Origin of the sequence: Pseudomonas sp. (genome assembly GCF_050739655.1) — a bacterium.
Lineage (GTDB): Bacteria > Pseudomonadota > Gammaproteobacteria > Pseudomonadales > Pseudomonadaceae > Aquipseudomonas.
Window position 1 is genome coordinate 1 of sequence record NZ_JBOIBY010000738.1, and the last position, 17006, is coordinate 17006.

Here is a 17006-nt window from a genome sequence, read left to right on the forward strand (position 1 = left end):
GTCCCCGGCCTATACCGGTTACACAGGAGTAAAGACCTGCATCCGCGACTGCACAAGGCGCGGATGCAAGGGGGGCTTAACGCTCGATTTTGATTTCCGTACGACGGTTCTGTGCACGACCGTCAGCGGTTTTGTTGTCCGCAACCGGCTGGCTTTCACCGGCACCGACTACCGACACGAAGTTACTGCGAGGTACGCCTTGCGAGATGAGGTATTCAACCACCGAGTGGGCGCGTTTATCCGACAGTTTCTGGTTGTAGGTGTCGCTGCCCACGCTATCGGTATGACCGGTGACGGTCAGCTTGGCAGTCGGGGCTTCGGCTTTCAGGCGAGTGGCAATCTTGTCGAGTACCATTTTGTCGGACGAGGTAAGCGTGGCTTTATCAAACTGGAAGTGAACATCGCGGATGACGATGGTTTCTTCCTTGACCACAACCGCTTCTTCGACCACAGGTGCAGGTGGTGGGCAACCGTTGGCATCGACTTGAACGCCTTTTGGCGTGCCTGGGCACTTGTCACGGCTGTCCGGCACACCGTCGCCGTCTTCGTCGCCATCACCGTGAACCCAGCAATAAGCCGCTGCCGTGCCGCCGACGAGCAGAGCACCATACCCTGCCCATGCCGAGCTTTCGGTCGCACCGAGGCCCGCGCCCACGACACCACCAACCGCCGCGCAGGTCGGCCAATCGGTTTTCTGCAAACCTGCGCAACCAGTCAAGACACTGGTTAGCAGAACCAAGGGTAATGCTGTCCGAACTATGCTCATCTAGTTTTCTCCTGAAGGATCGGCTCGGAACCGATTCAGGTAGTAAAGACCCGAGTTTTAATCTCCGCCAGCAATAGGCCATGCTGTTTATTCACGCATTGGCGACAGGTTCGCGCTTTTGTCGCCAAGCCGCTCTAGGCCCGAACGTTCGGGCAAGCTAGTCTTGGCAGACCCGATTGAGGATCTTCGATGACTGCAGATATTTCTTCACGCACGCCGCAACAGGCACTGGCCGCTTTACTTGACCGATATGCCCCCGCGCGCCTGTTGTTGATTGGCGCCAGCGAGTTCCCGGCACTGGAAGCGTTCAAACTCGCGCACCCGGAAAGCAGCGTCGCTTGCGCTGCCCCCGGGCCGTTGCCCGCCGAGTTGGCAGCCCGCCGATTCGACCTGGCCCTGGCGGTCGATTGCCTGGAGCATTTGCCCAAGCGCGATGGTCTGAACCTGCTGGGCGGCATCCGCAACCTCAACGCCAGCCGCATCGCCGTGCTGGCGGATCTGCCGGCCTGCGGCTGGCAGGAAACCGACTTTTTCTCCCTGGCCCTGCAAGCCAGCGAACGCTTTCAACGGGACGAACAGGTCCTGACCCTGTTTACCTACGATCTGCTTGAATACAAACAAGTCCCCGACTGGCTCAATTCGCGCTTCTGGGCCAATCCGGAAAACTTCGGGAAATACTGGTGGTAATGCAATGAGTACATCCATTTGCCCTTGCGGCAGCGGCACCCCGCTCGACGCCTGCTGCGGTCACTACCATGCCGGGCACCCGGCGCCGTGCGCGGAAGCCTTGATGCGCTCGCGCTACAGCGCCTATGTGTTGGGGCTGGTCGATTATCTGGTGGCCACCACCCTGCCTGCCCAACAGGCTGGCCTGGACCGTCAATCGATCAGCGACTGGAGCGCGCAAAGTACGTGGTTGGGCCTTGAGGTGGAAAGCTCCGAAGTACTGGGCGGCCAGCCTGAACACGCCTTCGTGACCTTCACCGCGCGGTGGCACGACAGCGGTGGCGAGCACAGCCACCGCGAGCGTTCGTCATTTGTGCAAAACACCGGGCGCTGGTATTTCATCGACCCCACCGTGCCGCTCAAGCCCGGACGCAATGACGCCTGCCCGTGTGCGAGCGGGCAGAAGTTCAAGAAGTGTTGCGCGGGGTATTTCAGCAGTTAGGCCATGGAATGCCTGTCCACCTCGCAGGAGCTGCCGAAGGCTGCGATCTTTTGGGTCTAGACTGGGGCTCAAGGGAGAAACACCACGATGATCATCCACCGCGGCGCACTCTATTTGCTCACGTTGTTCCTGGCACTGGGACTCGGCGGCTGCGTATCGTGGTTCGACGACGACTTGCCGGACCCCGAAGTCCATCTGGTGAAGATAGCGGTGGTCCGCGCCAAATTGCTGGAACAGAAACTCCTCCTGCATTTTCGCATCGACAACCCCAACGACAGCGACCTGACGGTGCGCAGTCTGGAGTACCGCATTCACCTGGGCGACATTCTGCTGGCCGAAGGCGAGCACGAACACTGGTTCACCGTCGGCCCCAAACACAGCGCCTACTTCAAGGTGCCGATCCGCACCAACCTGTGGTCAAAGGTGCGTGACCTGGTCAAACAGCTGAAAAAACCCGATCAGCCCGTTCCTTATCGTCTGGAAGGTGAACTGGAAACCGGTATATTCATCGCCCGCTACGTGCACCTGGCGCGCAATGGCGTGATAATCCCCGCCGATTTAATTCCGGAGCAACACCGATGACCCAGCAACCCCACGTCCACGGCCCTGACTGCAACCACGATCATGACCATCACCAGCATGATCACGACCACGGCCATGTCCACGGTCCGAACTGCGGCCACGCTCACCAGGAACCGGTGCGCAACGCCCTGAAAGACGTCGGCCGCAACGATCCGTGCCCGTGCGGCAACGGCAAGAAATTCAAGAAGTGCCACGGCGCTTGATGCTTCGGGCGAAGACTTGCTTCGCCTGTTGTATCGTCTGCGCGAGCAGACCTGTGGTGTGAATGCAGTTCCCTTGTGGGAGCGGGCTTGCTCGCGAAGACGGTCTAACAGGCGAGGATTGTCTTCGCCTTGAACATCAAGCGCCGTGGCACTTCTTGAATTTCTTGCCGTTGCCGCATGGGCACGGGTCGTTGCGGCCGACGTCTTTCAGGGCGTTGCGCACCGGCTCCTGAGGGGCGTGGTTGCAATGCGGGCCGTGGACATGGCCATGGTCCTGATCCTGGTCATGATGGTCATGATGGTCATGATGGTCATGATCGTGGTTGCAGTCGGGGCCATGGACATGGGGTTGCTGGGTCATCGGGGTTACTCCGGAATTAGATCGGCGGGGATTATCACGCCATTACGCGCCAGGTGCACGTAGTGGGCGATGAATAAACCGGTTTCCATTTCACCTTCCAGACGATACGGGATGGCTTGCTCGGGACTTTTCAGCTGTTTCACCAGGTCTTTGACCTTGGGCCACAGGTTGGTGCGGATCGGCACCTTGTAGAAGCGGCTGCTCTTGGGGTCGACCGTGACCCAGTGTTCGTGCTCGCCTTCAGCCAGCAGGATTTCCCCCAGATGAATGCGGTACTCCAGGCCGCGCACCGTCAGCTCGCTGTCGTTGGGGTTGTCGATGCGAAAGTGCAGCACAAAACGCTGTTCCAGTAGCTTGGCCCGCACCACTTCAACCCTGACCAGATGAACCGTGGGGTCCGGCTCATCATTGCTGAACCATGACGCACAGCCGCCGAGCCCCAGACAAAGGGCAAGCGTGAACAGACAGTGTGCGAGTCGCCGGGTGATCATGGTCGTTGCTCTCCCTTGAGCCTGTAGGCGCTGCCGAAGGCTGCGATCTTTTGGGCATCACCTCACGTCCCGAAATACCCCGAACAGCACTTCTTGAACTTTTGTCCACTGGCGCAAGGGCAAGCGTCGTTGCGCCCGATATCGAGCCGGACGGTGGGGTCGATGAAATACCAGCGGCCGGTGTTTTGCACAAAGGAGGAGCGTTCCCGGTGACTGTGTTCGCCGCTGCCGTCGTGCCAGCGCGCGGTAAAGGTCACAAACGCATGTTCCGGCTGGCCACCGAGCACTTCCGAGCTTTCCACCTCAAGGCCCAGCCAGGTGCTTTGGGCGCTCCAGTCGCTGATCGATTGCCGGTCGAGTCCTGCCTGCTGGGCGGGCAGGGTGGTCGCAACCAGATAATCGATCAGGCCAAGTACATAGGCGCTGTAGCGCGAACGCATCAAGGCCTCGGCACAAGGCGCCGGGTGCCCGGCATGGTAGTGACCGCAGCAGGCGTCGAGCAGGGTGCCGCTGCCGCAAGGGCAAATGGATGTACTCATTGCGTTACCACCAATATTTCCCGAAGTTTTCCGGATTGGCCCAGAACCGCGAGTTCAGCCAGTCGGGGACTTGTTTGTATTCAAGCAGATCGTAGGTGAACAGGGTCAGCACCTGATCGTCACGCTGAAAACGCTCACTGGCTTGCAGGGCCAGGGAGAAAAAATCCGTTTCCTGCCAGCCGCTGGCCGGCAAGTCGGCCAGTACTACGATGCGACTGGCGTTGAGGTTGCGGATGCCGCCGAGCAAGTTCAAGCCATCGCGCTTGGGCAGGTGTTCGAGGCAATCAAGCACCAGCGCCAGATCAAACCGGCGTGCCGCCAACGCGGCAGGCAATGGCCCGGGTGCGGCGTGCGACACACAGCAGTCGGGGTGCGCAAGTTTGAAGGCTTCAAGTGCGGGGAACTCGCTGGCGCCAATCAGCAGCAAGCGCGAGGGGGCGTAGCGATCCAGCAAAGCGGCCAACGCCTGTTGGGGCGTACGCGAAGAAATACCTGCAATCATCGAAGATCCTCAATCAGATCTGCCAAGACTAGCCTGCCCGGAACTTCGAGCCTAGAGCGGCTTTACCTGAAAAGCGACGATCTGCCCAGAACGCGGGATAAAACTGCAATGGCCTATTGCTGGCGGAGAATTAAACTCCGGTCTTTACTCCCTGAATCGGTTCTAAGCCGATCCTTCAGGAGAAAACTAGATGAGCATAGTTCGGACAGCATTACCCCTGGTCCTGCTAACCAGTGTATTGACTGGTTGTGCAGGTTTGCAGAAAACCGACTGGCCGACTTGTGCGGCGGTCGGTGGTGTCGTGGGTGCGGGCCTCGGTGCTACCGAGAGTTCGTCATGGGCGGGATATGGCGCGCTGATCGTTGGTGGTACGGCGGCGGCCTATTGCTGGGTTCATGGTGATGGTGACGAAGACGGCGATGGGGTACCGGACAGCCGCGACAAGTGCCCTGGTACACCTAGAGGCGTGAAGGTCGATGCCGACGGTTGCCCACCGCCAGCCCCGGCTCCGGTGGTTGAAGAAGCCGTGGTAGTCAAAGAAGAAGTCATCGTCATTCGCGATGTTCACTTCCAGTTTGACAAAGCCACACTCACGGCAGCCGACAAGACAGTACTCGACAAGATCGCTACCCGCTTGAAAGGTGAAGCGCCAAACGCCCAACTGACTGTCACCGGTCATACTGACAGTGTCGGTAGTGATACCTACAACCAGAAACTGTCGGATAAACGCGCCCACTCGGTAGTTGAATACCTCATCCAGGAAGGTGTGCCACGCAGCAGCTTCGTATCGGTTACAGGTGCGGGTGAAAGCCAGCCGGTTGCCGATAACAAAACCGCTGACGGCCGTGCGATGAACCGTCGTACGGAAATCAAAATCAACCGCTAGTCCCCTCGCATCCGCGGCTTGTGCAGTCGCGGATGCGGGTCTTTACTCCTGTGTAACCGGCAAGGGCCGGTGACACAGGAGCTTTCAAAAATGAGCAATCTCACACGGACCGTCTTGCCGGTTCTGCTGCTGGGCAGCCTGTTGACCGGTTGCGCTACTCACAGTGATGGCACTGCCCCCCTCAATCAACGTACCTGGCCCATCTGCAGCCTTCTTGGCGGACTGGTCGGTGGAGGCTTGGGCGCTATCGAAAGTGGCGGTTGGGCGGCAGGTGGAGCGGCGCTCGGTATCTTGACCGGTGGTTTGATCTGTTACGCCCAGGACGGTGACGAAGACGGCGATGGTGTTTTCGACCGTCGCGATCGCTGCCCTGACACGCCAGCCAACACCCCTGTAGAACACCATGGCTGCCCGCTGCCGCAATATCCGGCCAGCGTGAAGCCCGAGCCTGTGGCGCCTGAAGTCATTACGCTGAGCAATGACGTGATGTTTGGCTTTAATCAATCCGACTTGACCCCCACTGCGCAGAGCAAGCTCGATTCCATCATGAGCAAACTGCTGGACGCCGATGTGGCGAGCATCAAGGTGGTCGGGCATACCGACAGCGTCGGTGCGGACAGCTATAACCAGGCCTTGTCGGAGCGTCGCGCACTCGCCGTTGCAGATTACTTGTTAACTCAGGGAGTCGCGCCGAACAAACTCACCAGTGAAGGCAAGGGTGAGAGTCAGCCGGTGGCCGATAACGAAACAGAGGAAGGCCGCGCAAAAAACCGCCGCGTGGAATTGCACATCAATCATTGAGCCCCGTAATAGAGCCGTCGAGCGCGAATTGGCAGCGTTTCGACGGCCATTGGGCGATCTCCATGAAGAATTTTCAGTTGCCCTCTGGCTTATCCCGCGCGGAAGCCGTTACTGTGCGCCTAAAGAATAATTCTCATCGAGGGGCGTATGAAGGTGATATGGGGGCTGGGAAAGCTGCTGACCCTGCTGTTCTGGTTGGTGGTGCTGGCCAATCAGCTCATGCCGTTCATTTATCCGCTGCACCTGCTGGTCAATCTGGCTGGCGCCCTGTTGGCGGGCCTGCATCTTCTCGAGGCGCTGCTGTGCTTTCGCAGCCTCAGAGGCCGCGCCCACCCTTGGCGTGATCGCCTGAAGATCCTCATTTTCGGCGTTTTCCACCTGCTAACCCTTCCTGCTCCCGCACCTAAGGCTTCCCATGCGTAAACTCTGTCTGCTCGCTGCACTCATTAGCCCATTGGCCTGCGCTCAGGTGGTGAGTGTTGAAACCAACTCGCTGATGCGTCTGCCCAACACTGCCAGCACCTTGCAATTGGAACGCCTGGAAGTGGCGGATTACGGCACCTTGCTGATTCCCTCGAATGTGACCGAACTCACCGTGGGTGTACTGCATCTGGGGCGTGATGCGCGGATCGCAATCGTGCCTGGCGAACAGGCGCTTGAGCTGAAGGTCAGTCGCGCGGACCTGTCCGAAGGCAGCCAGATCACTGCCCGCGGTGCGCCAGGCACCTACCAGAAAGCGGCCCGATCCGGGCGTAACCTGAATCTGCAGATCAAGTCCCTGAACGCGCCACAATTGCAGGTGGATGCACGCGGTGGCGCGGGTGCACCAGGATTTTTTGGCCTCGACGGGGCCAATGGTGAGGCGCCGGGTTGTACCTGGGGGCAAGCGGGTCACGGTGCCGATGGCAGCGACGGCAGCGATGGCCAGGCCGGTGCGCCAGGCGCGGCGGTGAAGCTGGCCGTGCCGCGTGACTACCCGGCGGAGCAGATCAAGGTTCAGGTGGCTGGCGGTGCCGGTGGCTTGGCCGGGCCTGGTGGCAAACCGGGTGCGGGCGGCAAGGCCAAGGGCTGCTTTATCTATAAGGCCGATGGTGGCAAGAGCGGCAAGCCTGGGGCTGACGGGCAACCGGGGGCTGTGGGAGCATCAGGTTCGGTGACAGTGCAGCGGTTGTAATCTGTTTTTGAGATAGATGTAGGCAGTTAGATCGTCATCGCGGGCAAGCCATGCTCCTACAGGACTCTGATCGACTTCAGACCTGTAGGAGCATGGCTTGCCCGCGAAGCTTTTAGAGGGTTGGACGCACCGCAGCAATCGTCACCACCACCAAACCCACCAGCAAATTGATCCCCACCAGCCGCCGAATCCTTCCCAGCACCGCCGCCCCGGCTGGCCAATCCTGCGCCTCTACGGCCGTTCGTAGTTCCGGCAGCATCAATGCCTGTATCCGTAGAAACAACGCGGTCATCACCACGTAGAGCCCCATCATGACTTCTACATAACGCGGAGCATGCTCAAAACCGTTGAAGTGCAGATTCAGCATGACCACGCCGCTGACGGGTAACAGCACGACTGCGCCCCATACCCAGCGGAAAAAACCTTGAAACACTTCAACCCACAGCTTCAAGCGGGCGGGACCCTCCAGCGCCGTGACAGCCGCGGGGCGCAAGACCATCCAGGCGAAAAACATACCGCCTACCCACACCAGCGCGGCGAGGACATGCAGGCTATAAACAAGGCTAAAAGCGGTCATTGGGGTACTCCGTTCTGCGCGGGATTAATTAGCGGGGTATGATAGCGGCCGATCCGAACCACTGAAAATTTATCCAGCGTTTTTTGCGCCCGACAATCCATGATCAGCACTGAACTCAAAACCACGATCCAGGGCGCCTACTCGCGTTTTCTCGAAGCCAAGAGCCTCAAGCCGCGCTACGGCCAACGCCTGATGATCGCCGAAGTCGCCAAGGTCCTGGGTGACATCGACACCGACGACGAAGGCCGGCGCAGTGGCGAGCCCGCAATTGTGGCGGTGGAAGCTGGCACCGGTACCGGCAAGACCGTGGCCTACAGCATGGCGGCAATCCCGACGGCCAAGGCCGCCGGCAAGCGCCTGGTGATCGCTACGGCCACCGTCGCCCTGCAAGAACAGATCGTCTACAAGGATCTACCCGACCTGATGCGCAACAGCGGGCTGAATTTCAGCTTCGCCCTGGCCAAGGGGCGCGGGCGCTACATGTGCCTGTCCAAGCTCGACATGCTGCTTCAGGAAGGTCACGCGCAAACCGCGACGGCGCAGCTTTTCGAAGAAGAAGGCTTCAAGATCGAAGTCGATGAGGCCAGTCAGAAGCTGTTCACCAGCATGATCGAGAAACTCGCCGGCAATAAATGGGACGGCGACCGCGACAGTTGGTCCACCGCGCTGGAAGACGCCGATTGGGCGCGCTTGACCACCGATCACAGCCAATGCACCAACCGCCATTGTCCGAATTTCGGTCAGTGCGCCTTCTACAAGGCGCGCGAAGGCATGGGCAAGGTTGACGTGATCGTCACCAACCATGACATGGTTCTGGCCGACCTGGCGTTGGGCGGCGGCGCCGTGCTGCCGGACCCGCGCGACACCATCTATGTGTTCGACGAAGGCCATCACCTGCCGGACAAGGCGATCGGCCATTTCGCTCACTACACCCGCCTGCGTTCCACTGCCGACTGGCTGGAAACCACCGCAAAAAACCTCACCAAACTGCTGGCCCAGCACCCGCTGCCGGGGGATCTGGGTAAGTTGATTGAGCAAGTGCCGGAGCTGGCGCGGGAGATCAAGACCCAGCAGCAGTTCATGTTTACCGCGTGTGAGCAGATCGCCGACTTCAAACCCGGCGAAGACGTCGAAGGCCGCGAGCGGCCGCGTCACCGTTTCGTCGGCGGGGTGATTCCCGAGCATATGCGCGAGATGGGTATCGAGCTCAAGAAGGGCTTTGCCCGCCTGACCGACCTGTTCACCCGTCTCACCGATCTGCTCAAGGAAGGTATGGACGGTGAGGTCAATATCGGCATCGCCAGCAATCAGGCCGAGGAGTGGTACCCGTTGTTCGGCAGCCTGTTGTCCCGTTCTTCGGGCAACTGGGAGTTGTGGACCGCCTTTACCGTGGAAGACCCGGAAGACAATCCGCCCATGGCGCGCTGGCTGACCCTGGCTGAAAGCGGTTCGCTGTTCGATATCGAAGTCAATGCCAGCCCGATCCTGGCGGCGGAAATGCTGCGCCGAAACCTGTGGAACGTCGCTTATGGCTGTCTGGTGACCTCGGCGACACTGACGGCGCTCGGCACCTTCGACCGTTTCCGCATGCGCGCCGGCCTGCCGAAAAAAGCCGTCACCGCCGTGGTGCCCAGCCCGTTTCATCACGCCGACGCCGGTGTGTTGCGGGTACCGAACCTCAATGCCGATCCGCGAGATGCCGCGGCGCACACCGCGGCGATCATTCGCGATCTGCCGGAACTGGTTGAAGGTTCCCGGGGCACGTTGGTGCTGTTCTCCTCACGCAAACAGATGCAGGACGTGTTCGACGGCCTCGATCGCGACTGGCGTAAGCAAGTGTTCATTCAAGGCAACCTGTCGAAGCAGGAAACCCTGAACAAGCACAAGGCACGGGTCGATGGTGGTGATTCGAGCGTGTTGTTCGGCCTGGCGAGTTTCGCCGAAGGGGTCGACCTGCCTGGTGCCTATTGCGAGCACGTGGTCATCGCCAAGATTCCGTTCTCGGTGCCCGATGATCCGGTGGAAGCGGCGCTGGCCGAATGGATCGAAGCCCGAGGCGGTAACCCGTTCATGGAAATCTCGGTGCCGGACGCCTCGCTGAAGCTGGTCCAGGCCTGCGGTCGCCTGCTGCGTACCGAAGAAGACCGCGGCACCATCACCTTGCTCGATCGGCGCCTGGTCACCCAGCGCTATGGCAAGGCGATCCTTAATGCGTTGCCTCCTTTCCGACGTGAAATTTCCTGACACACCGGTGGGCAAATCTGCCCACCGCGTTGTCTATCTCTCTGTCAACGCCTATCCACTGGCCCATCGAGGTCGTTAGGGAGAATTCCGTTCTCATGATTCGCCGTTCGTTACCCGCCGTTTTTGCCCTGATCTTCGCGGCCCCCCTCCTGGCGGCGCCTGCCGGTCAGCAGACCCTGTTCAACTTCGTTCGCCCCGCTGACGTGGTGCGGGTGGCGACCGAGAACGCCGATCTGCCGCAATCCAACGCCGAGCAAACAGCTGAAGGCGAAGTGCTGCGCCGGGTGACCTTCAATCCGGTAGCCCGACCGACCTTGCGTTTGAGCCCGCAATCCGGGGTCTGGGATTGGTCACAGTCCGCCATGATGAGCCTGCGCATCCAGAGCGCGATGAACTGGCCGATTACCCTCTATGTGCAGATTCAGAGCAACGATAGCAAGACTCTGACCAGCCGCATCGACCTGCCGGCAGGGCCTGCGCAGACGTTGCTGGTGCCGCTGGTCGCGACTTCGCCGCTGAGCCAGGGCATGAAGGCCGGGCCACCGATGCCGGTGACAGTCGACGGTCAGCGTGTATTGCTTGCCAGCAGCAGCGGTGAACTCGATCGTGGGCAAGTGGTGTCGGTCAGTCTGTCGATGGACCAACCGAAAGCAGCACAAAGCATTCTGCTTGAGCGCTTCGGTGTGGAGGACGGCGAAGCGGCCACTAAAGCGGCGTATGGCAATCTGGTTGACGCCTACGGCCAATCGACTCGGACCAAGTGGCCGGAAAAAATCAGCAGCGATGAACAACTCAAGGGCGCGGCCGCCAAAGTACAGCAGCAGTTGAAGAACTGGCTGGCCGAGCGCGACAAGGCACCCCTGGACAAATTCGGTGGCTGGACCCAAGGCCCTGCGTTCAAGGGCAGTGGATTTTTCCGGACTGAAAAACGTGACGGCCGCTGGTACCTGGTCACGCCGCTGGGGTATCCGTTCTATTCATTGGGGGTTAACACCGTCGCGGCGGATGTGAACCAGACCTATGTCGCCGGTCGTGAATGGATGTTCGAATCCTTGCCCAAGGCTGGCGAGCCGCTGGCCAACCACTTTGGCGAGGGGGATAACCGTGGCGGCAATGGCGTCGATCAGGGGCGCGGCTTCAATGCCGGGCGCTGGTACGACTTCTATGGCGCCAACCTGCAGCGTGTATACGGCGATCCCTGTGCGCCGGGTAGCAATACCAAGGCCGGGGTAGCCGAAGCAGCCAAGGCCGACGCCGTAGAGGCAAGCGAGGAGAAAGCTGCGGAGCAACCATTGGTGCCAGCGACGGCCGAATCCGGTGTCGCCGAGGCTGCCAAGGCGGATGCCGAACAAGCGGCTGCGGTGAGAGCGACCGAACCCGTGCCGGTAGAACCTTGCAAAGCGTCGTTCGACGAAAAACGCTGGGCCAGCCAGACCCTTGATCGTCTGCAAGCCTGGGGATTCAACACCGTTGGCAACTGGAGTGCGCCAGCACTGGGCGATGCCGAGCGCGTGCCGTACACCTTGCCGCTGTCGATCGTCGGCGATTACACCAGCATCAGCACCGGCAACGACTGGTGGGGCGGCATGCCTGACCCGTTTGACCCGCGCTTCGCCATGGCCACCGAGCGCGCCGTGGCTATCGCAGCCCGAGATCATCGCGATGATCCTTGGCTGATCGGTTACTACGCCGACAACGAACTGGCCTGGGCCGGCCCGGGTGATGATCCGAAAGCCCGTTACGCCCTGGCCTATGGCACCTTGAAAATGACCACCGACGTGCCGGCCAAGCGCGCATTCCTCAAGCAGTTGCGCGACAAGTACCGTAATCAGGCGGGGCTTTCCAAGGCCTGGGGCATTGATTTGCCTGCCTGGGAGTTGATGGAAGATCCCGGCTTCGTGCCGCCGCTGCCAAGCCCGGAGCACCCGGAGATCGAAGCCGATTTCAAATATTTCCAGAAAGTCTTTGCGGACACTTACTTCAAGACCATTTCCGACTCGCTCAAGTGGCACGCGCCGAACCAGTTGTTGCTGGGTGGCCGGTTTGCCGTCAGCACACCGGAAGCTGTCGAGTCCTGCGCCCGCTATTGCGACGTACTGAGCTTCAATCTGTACACCCTGCAACCGCAGGACGGCTATGACTTCGCCAAACTGCGCGACCTCAACAAGCCGGTGCTGATTACCGAGTTCAACTTCGGCTCGACCGACCGCGGTCCGTTCTGGGGCGGCGTGACGCAATTGGCGAAGGAAGAGGACCGAGGGCCGGCTTATGCCAACTTCCTGAAACAGGCACTGAGCGAACCGTCGATTGTGGGTGTGCACTGGTTCCAATACCTTGACCAGCCTGTCACCGGGCGCCTGTTGGATGGCGAAAACGGTCACTTTGGTTTGGTGGGGATTACCGATCTGCCGTTTCAAGGGTTTGTCGACAGCGTGCGCAAGAGCAATCTGGCGGCGGTCGATCAGTTGGCCAAGGAAGCGCAAAAGGCCAGTGCCGAGGCGGATAAGGCCAAACACGATGCCGAAGGTGGGCGCGACGCCGACGCTGGCAAGGGGCCGGGGAAGGGCGCTGGTGGGCATTCCGGGAAGGGTCATTAAGGCGCAGGGTGTCTGAATCGCCTCCGCTCAAGGAGCTGCCGAGTGAAACGAGGCTGCGATCTTTTGATTTTTTAAAGCAAGATCAAAAGATCGCAGCCATCGGCAGCTCCTACGCAGCGGGCCTGGATGAAGAACGCAACCGCCCGGCCCGCACCTGTTCCCAAAACCCCCAAGGACTGGAACAATGCGGGCCACTTTGTAGAGCGTTTATCCGGGGAGTTGCGGGTGCAGATTCAGGGTCATTACGAGCTTAAGTTCGAGGCAGTGCGGGAGGCATTCGCGGCGCTGTTCGACGATCCTCAGGAGCGTGGTGCGGCGCTGTGCATCAAGATCGGTGGCGAAACCGTGCTTGATCTGTGGTCCGGTACCGCCGACAAGGACGGTGCCGAGGCCTGGCACAGCGACACCATTGCCAACCTGTTCTCTTGCACCAAGACGTTCACCGCCGTTACGGCCTTGCAACTGGTGGCCGAAGGCAAGTTGCAACTGGACGCCCCCGTTGCCCGTTACTGGCCGGAGTTTGCCGCCGCCGGCAAAGAAGCCGTGACCATGCGCCAACTGCTCTGCCATCAGGCCGGCTTGCCGGCGTTGCGCGAGTTGCTGGCCCCTGAAGCACTCTACAACTGGCAAACCATGGTCGACGCCCTGGCCGCCGAAACCCCGTGGTGGACACCGGGTGAAGGCCATGGCTACGCGGCGATTACCTATGGCTGGCTGATCGGCGAGTTGTTGCGCCGTGCCGACGGACGCGGGCCGGGTGAGTCTATCGTGGCGCGGGTAGCCAAGCCTCTGGGCCTGGATTTCCACGTCGGTCTGGCTGATGAAGAATTCCATCGCGTGGCGCACATCGCCCGCGGCAAAGGCAACGTCGGTGATGCCGCGGCCCAGCGCCTGCTACAAGTGACCATGCGAGAGCCAGCGGCCATGACCACCCGCGCATTCACCAATCCGCCATCGGTGCTGACCAGCACCAACAAACCGGAGTGGCGGCGCATGCAGCAGCCGGCCGCCAACGGCCACGGCAATGCCCGCAGCCTGGCCGGCTTCTACGCCGGCTTGCTCGATGGCAGCCTGCTGGAAAGCGAAATGCTCGACGAATTGACCCGCGAGCACAGCCTCGGCGAAGACAAGACCCTGCTGACCCGGACCCGTTTCGGCCTGGGTTGCATGCTCGATCAGCCGGATGTGCCCAACGCCACGTTCGGACTCGGTCCGCGAGCGTTCGGGCATCCGGGGGCCGGTGGTTCAATCGGTTTTGCAGATCCGGAGCACGATGTGGCTTTCGGTTTTGTGACAAATACACTGGGGCCGTACGTCTTGATGGATCCGCGCGCGCAGAAACTTGTGCGGGTACTGGCCACTTGTCTGTAAATCCCGCTTAAAGGTCCCAGGTCCGGAACCCAAAAGCCTTTTCAGTTTCAAATCATCAGTTTATGCGGGCTATATAGCGGCCTGATTTTTTTGACTTCATTTTGTGGATATCCAATGTCAACCAAACCAACCCTCGCCTTGGCACTGTGCTTCGCTATTACCGGTTGCGCACAGAATCCGAAAAGTGATGCGGACGGCGGCAGCTGGTGGCCGTTCGGTTCTTCCGACAAGGTTGCAGCGAAGGAACCTGCTCCGGCTCCTCTTAAGCCTGCTGCTACCGCTCCGGTAGCCAAGACTGAAAGCTCCAGCCATTGGTACTGGCCGTTCGGTTCCGATGACGATGCGAGCAAGCCTGCCGACAAGCTGGCTGCCAAACCGCAGGTAAAACCCGAAGCCAAACCGGCTACCGTGGCCAAAGCCAAAGACGAGTCTGGCGGCAATTGGTGGTGGCCGTTCGGTGGCAAAGAGCAGTCGACGGCCAAAGCCGTGCCGATGCCGGATCCGAAAGTCACCCAAGCCTGGCTTGATGACTACGAGCCGCGCCTGCGTACCGCGATCAAGGACAGCAACCTGCAACTCGAACGCCGTGAAAACGTATTGGTGGTGATTGCACCGGTCGAAGGCTCATTCAACCCTGATCGCCCGGCCATGCTGCTGCCGGTGACCCTCGGCCCGTTCACCCGTGTCGCGAAAATCCTCGAAGCCGACCCCAAGACTGCTGTGCTTGTGCTGGGTCACAGCGATACCTCGGGCGCTGCCCCGGCCAACGTCAAGTTGAGCCAGGAGCGTGCGCAATCGGTCGCCGCGATCTTCCGTCTGAGCGGCCTGCAGCGTGATCGTCTGATGCTGCGCGGCATGGGTGGCGAAGCCCCGCGTGCGGCCAACGACAGCGTTGAAGGGCGTGCCTTGAACCGTCGTGTGGAACTGCTGGTGACCCCGCAGAACACCATGATCGCCTTGCTCAGCAAGTACAACATGCCGGCTCCGGCTCCAGTCACCATGGTTGCAGCGCAAGACGTCAAGCCGGTCGCCAAGCCTGTGACTCCGGCACCAGCCGCCAAAAAGGCCGCAGTTCCAGCCACGAAAAAAGCGCCGGCCAAGAAAGCCGCCGCCAAGAAAGCTCCGGCTAAAACCGCGACACCGGCGAAAAAGACGGCTCCGGCCAAGGCCGCTGCCGACACGAAAAAAGTCGCCACCGCCGATACCACAAAGAAGTGATTCGTTAACCAAAAGGAATGCGACATGACCAAGGCCCTGGCTGATATGCGCCGCGACTACACCCGTGATGGCCTGACCGAGGCGCAAGCCCCGGCCGAGCCGTTTGCGCTATTTCACCAATGGTTCGCCGAGGCGGTGAAAACCGAGCAGGCACCGGTGGAAGCGAATGCCATGACCTTGGCCACGGTCGACCGGGACGGTCGGCCGCATTGCCGTATCCTGCTGCTCAAGGGCCTGGACGAGCAGGGCTTTACCTTCTTCACCAACTACGACAGTGCCAAGGGCCAGCACATCGCCGCCAACCCGTTTGCGGCGATGACGTTCTTTTGGCCAGCCCTGGAGCGCCAGGTGCGTATTGAAGGTCGGGTGGTGAAGGTCACGCCGCAAGAGTCTGATGCGTACTATCAGGTTCGCCCGCTGGGCAGTCGCCTTGGTGCCTGGGCTTCGCCGCAGAGCCAAGTGATTGCTGATCGCGGGGAACTGGAGGCGCTGCTCAAGGATACCGAGCAGCGTTTCAGCGATTCCCAGCCTCACTGCCCTGAACATTGGGGTGGCTATCGTTTGTTGCCTGAGCGTATCGAGTTCTGGCAAGGCCGTCCGAGCCGTCTCCATGACCGCCTCAACTATCGCCTGCAAGGCGCCGACTGGACGCTTGAACGTCTGGCGCCTTAAGCAGTCTACCGCTCGGGATAGCTTGCCGCGGCGGCCTCAAGCCACTGCGGCAGGTCTCGACGCTTGATTTTCTGCGCCTGAGCGCTCGCCAACTGTTCGAGCATGAATGCTTTTTTCTGTTCGTCTTGGCCGGCCAGTGCCAGCGCGAGGTCACGGTCCATCCAGCGTTTGATCCGCACGTAAATCCACCAGTGGAAGTACAGGCCTGCGGCAGTCGTGACGACGATGATAAAGTAATCCATGAAAATCCTTGGCCAGCGGCGTTGTTTGCCGAATTTACCGCTAATGTGTGGTGAATCCGTGAGGGGGCTGTACTGGAACTGAATGAAATCATTTTTATCCGGGCGATGCCGTGACAGGCGTCAAGCTGCGGAGTTTAATTAATACTTGTCCTTTGGAGTTGATGCTATGCGTAAGTCTGTTCTGCTGGTTGCTTCCTTTTCCACGATGGCGATGTTGCTCACTGGATGCCAATCGAGCCTGACCGGTGACTCCTACTCCCGTGACGAGGCGCGTCGCGTGCAGACCGTTCGCATGGGCACTATCGAAGCATTGCGCCCGGTGAAAATCGAAGGCACCAAAACCCCGATCGGCGGCGCTGCTGGCGCAGTGGTCGGCGGCGTTGGCGGCAGCGCCATCGGTGGCGGCAAAGGCAGTATCGTTGCTGCGGTCATCGGCGCAGTCGCAGGCGGCCTGATCGGTTCGGCCGCTGAGGAAGGCATGACCCGCACCCAGGGCGTGGAAATCACCGTGCGCGAAGACGATGGCAGCATGCGCGCCTACGTTCAGGAAGTTCAACCGAACGAAGTGTTCCGCGTTGGTGAGCGAGTGCGCATCGCCAGTGTGAATGGCAC

At 60.4% G+C, this 17006-nt stretch carries 21 protein-coding genes; 14 read left to right on the forward strand and 7 right to left on the reverse strand.

The features are described from left to right. Positions 1–76: 76 nt before the first annotated feature. Positions 77–766 (reverse strand): OmpA family protein, encoded by a 690-nt coding sequence (locus ACRESJ_RS34660; RefSeq protein ID WP_322616082.1) that lies wholly within the window; start codon positions 764–766, stop codon positions 77–79. 189 nt (positions 767–955) lie between these two features. Here ACRESJ_RS34660 and ACRESJ_RS34665 point away from each other — a divergent pair, with 189 nt between their 5' ends. From ACRESJ_RS34665 to ACRESJ_RS34680, 4 genes are all read left to right on the forward strand, one after another. Next, the gene (locus ACRESJ_RS34665) at positions 956–1453 is read left to right on the forward strand and encodes a DUF6231 family protein (RefSeq protein WP_431761912.1); all 498 of its coding nucleotides are present in this window, start codon (positions 956–958) and stop codon (positions 1451–1453) included. 4 nt (positions 1454–1457) lie between these two features. Continuing rightward, the gene (locus ACRESJ_RS34670; protein ID WP_057400829.1) at positions 1458–1934 is read left to right on the forward strand and encodes a YchJ family protein; all 477 of its coding nucleotides are present in this window, start codon (positions 1458–1460) and stop codon (positions 1932–1934) included. A gap of 87 nt (positions 1935–2021) precedes the next feature. Further along, positions 2022–2516, forward strand: a complete 495-nt coding sequence (locus ACRESJ_RS34675) for an LEA type 2 family protein (RefSeq protein WP_431761913.1) — start codon at positions 2022–2024, stop codon at positions 2514–2516. Continuing rightward, positions 2513–2719, forward strand: a complete 207-nt coding sequence (locus ACRESJ_RS34680) for an SEC-C metal-binding domain-containing protein (protein ID WP_008056806.1) — start codon at positions 2513–2515, stop codon at positions 2717–2719. The genes ACRESJ_RS34675 and ACRESJ_RS34680 overlap by 4 nt, the downstream gene beginning before the upstream one ends. Positions 2720–2855: 136 nt before the next feature. Here the strand turns inward: ACRESJ_RS34680 and ACRESJ_RS34685 are convergent, their stop codons facing one another. The 4 genes from ACRESJ_RS34685 to ACRESJ_RS34700 form a co-directional block, all read right to left on the reverse strand. Further along, the gene (locus ACRESJ_RS34685; protein ID WP_431761914.1) at positions 2856–3080 is read right to left on the reverse strand and encodes an SEC-C metal-binding domain-containing protein; all 225 of its coding nucleotides are present in this window, start codon (positions 3078–3080) and stop codon (positions 2856–2858) included. A gap of 5 nt (positions 3081–3085) precedes the next feature. Next, on the reverse strand, positions 3086–3571 hold the full coding sequence (locus ACRESJ_RS34690) for an LEA type 2 family protein (protein ID WP_431761915.1): 486 nt from the start codon (positions 3569–3571) through the stop codon (positions 3086–3088). A gap of 62 nt (positions 3572–3633) precedes the next feature. Then, a complete protein-coding gene (locus ACRESJ_RS34695; RefSeq protein WP_431761916.1) occupies positions 3634–4110 on the reverse strand; it encodes a YchJ family protein in 477 nt (158 codons plus the stop codon). Positions 4111–4114: 4 nt separating this feature from the next. Next, positions 4115–4612, reverse strand: coding sequence for a DUF6231 family protein (locus ACRESJ_RS34700; protein WP_431761917.1), 498 nt, complete (start codon positions 4610–4612; stop codon positions 4115–4117). Between the two features lie 190 nt (positions 4613–4802). Between ACRESJ_RS34700 and ACRESJ_RS34705 the strand changes: the two genes are divergently transcribed. The 4 genes from ACRESJ_RS34705 to ACRESJ_RS34720 all read left to right on the forward strand — a co-directional run bounded on the left by ACRESJ_RS34705 (position 4803) and on the right by ACRESJ_RS34720 (position 7473). Further along, on the forward strand, positions 4803–5498 hold the full coding sequence (locus tag ACRESJ_RS34705; RefSeq protein WP_431761918.1) for an OmpA family protein: 696 nt from the start codon (positions 4803–4805) through the stop codon (positions 5496–5498). Positions 5499–5588: 90 nt separating this feature from the next. Further along, positions 5589–6299, forward strand: coding sequence for an OmpA family protein (locus ACRESJ_RS34710; RefSeq protein WP_431761919.1), 711 nt, complete (start codon positions 5589–5591; stop codon positions 6297–6299). A 147-nt stretch (positions 6300–6446) separates the two neighbouring features. Then, positions 6447–6722 carry a DUF1145 domain-containing protein gene (locus ACRESJ_RS34715; RefSeq protein ID WP_431761920.1) on the forward strand — a complete coding sequence of 92 codons (276 nt, stop codon included), beginning with the start codon at positions 6447–6449 and terminating at the stop codon, positions 6720–6722. Further along, positions 6715–7473, forward strand: coding sequence for a collagen-like protein (locus ACRESJ_RS34720; protein WP_431761921.1), 759 nt, complete (start codon positions 6715–6717; stop codon positions 7471–7473). Before ACRESJ_RS34715 ends, ACRESJ_RS34720 begins: the two co-directional genes overlap by 8 nt. 112 nt (positions 7474–7585) lie before the next feature. On the opposite strand, the gene ACRESJ_RS34725 is transcribed toward ACRESJ_RS34720, so the two are convergent. After that, positions 7586–8050 (reverse strand): CopD family protein, encoded by a 465-nt coding sequence (locus tag ACRESJ_RS34725; RefSeq protein WP_431761922.1) that lies wholly within the window; start codon positions 8048–8050, stop codon positions 7586–7588. A 99-nt stretch (positions 8051–8149) separates the two neighbouring features. On the opposite strand from ACRESJ_RS34725, the gene dinG reads away from it, so the two are divergent. The 5 genes from dinG (at position 8150) to pdxH (ending at position 16152) form a co-directional block, all read left to right on the forward strand. After that, positions 8150–10294: an ATP-dependent DNA helicase DinG gene (dinG, locus tag ACRESJ_RS34730; RefSeq protein WP_431761923.1), complete on the forward strand. Its 2145-nt coding sequence runs from the start codon at positions 8150–8152 to the stop codon at positions 10292–10294. 95 nt (positions 10295–10389) lie between these two features. Continuing rightward, positions 10390–12891 (forward strand): beta-agarase, encoded by a 2502-nt coding sequence (locus ACRESJ_RS34735; RefSeq protein WP_431761924.1) that lies wholly within the window; start codon positions 10390–10392, stop codon positions 12889–12891. A 225-nt stretch (positions 12892–13116) separates the two neighbouring features. Next, positions 13117–14262: a serine hydrolase domain-containing protein gene (locus ACRESJ_RS34740; RefSeq protein WP_431761929.1), complete on the forward strand. Its 1146-nt coding sequence runs from the start codon at positions 13117–13119 to the stop codon at positions 14260–14262. A gap of 114 nt (positions 14263–14376) precedes the next feature. Next, entirely contained in the window at positions 14377–15480 is a 1104-nt protein-coding gene (locus ACRESJ_RS34745; RefSeq protein WP_431761925.1) for an OmpA family protein, read from the forward strand. A gap of 24 nt (positions 15481–15504) precedes the next feature. After that, positions 15505–16152, forward strand: coding sequence for a pyridoxamine 5'-phosphate oxidase (gene pdxH / locus ACRESJ_RS34750; RefSeq protein WP_431761926.1), 648 nt, complete (start codon positions 15505–15507; stop codon positions 16150–16152). Positions 16153–16157: 5 nt separating this feature from the next. Here pdxH and ACRESJ_RS34755 read toward each other — a convergent pair whose 3' ends face one another. Next, complete coding sequence (locus ACRESJ_RS34755; RefSeq protein WP_431761927.1) at positions 16158–16394, reverse strand: hypothetical protein; 237 nt, start codon at positions 16392–16394, stop codon at positions 16158–16160. Between the two features lie 166 nt (positions 16395–16560). Here ACRESJ_RS34755 and ACRESJ_RS34760 point away from each other — a divergent pair. Further along, positions 16561–17006 (forward strand): glycine zipper 2TM domain-containing protein (locus ACRESJ_RS34760; RefSeq protein ID WP_431761928.1); only part of this gene is annotated, 446 nt, incomplete at its 3' end.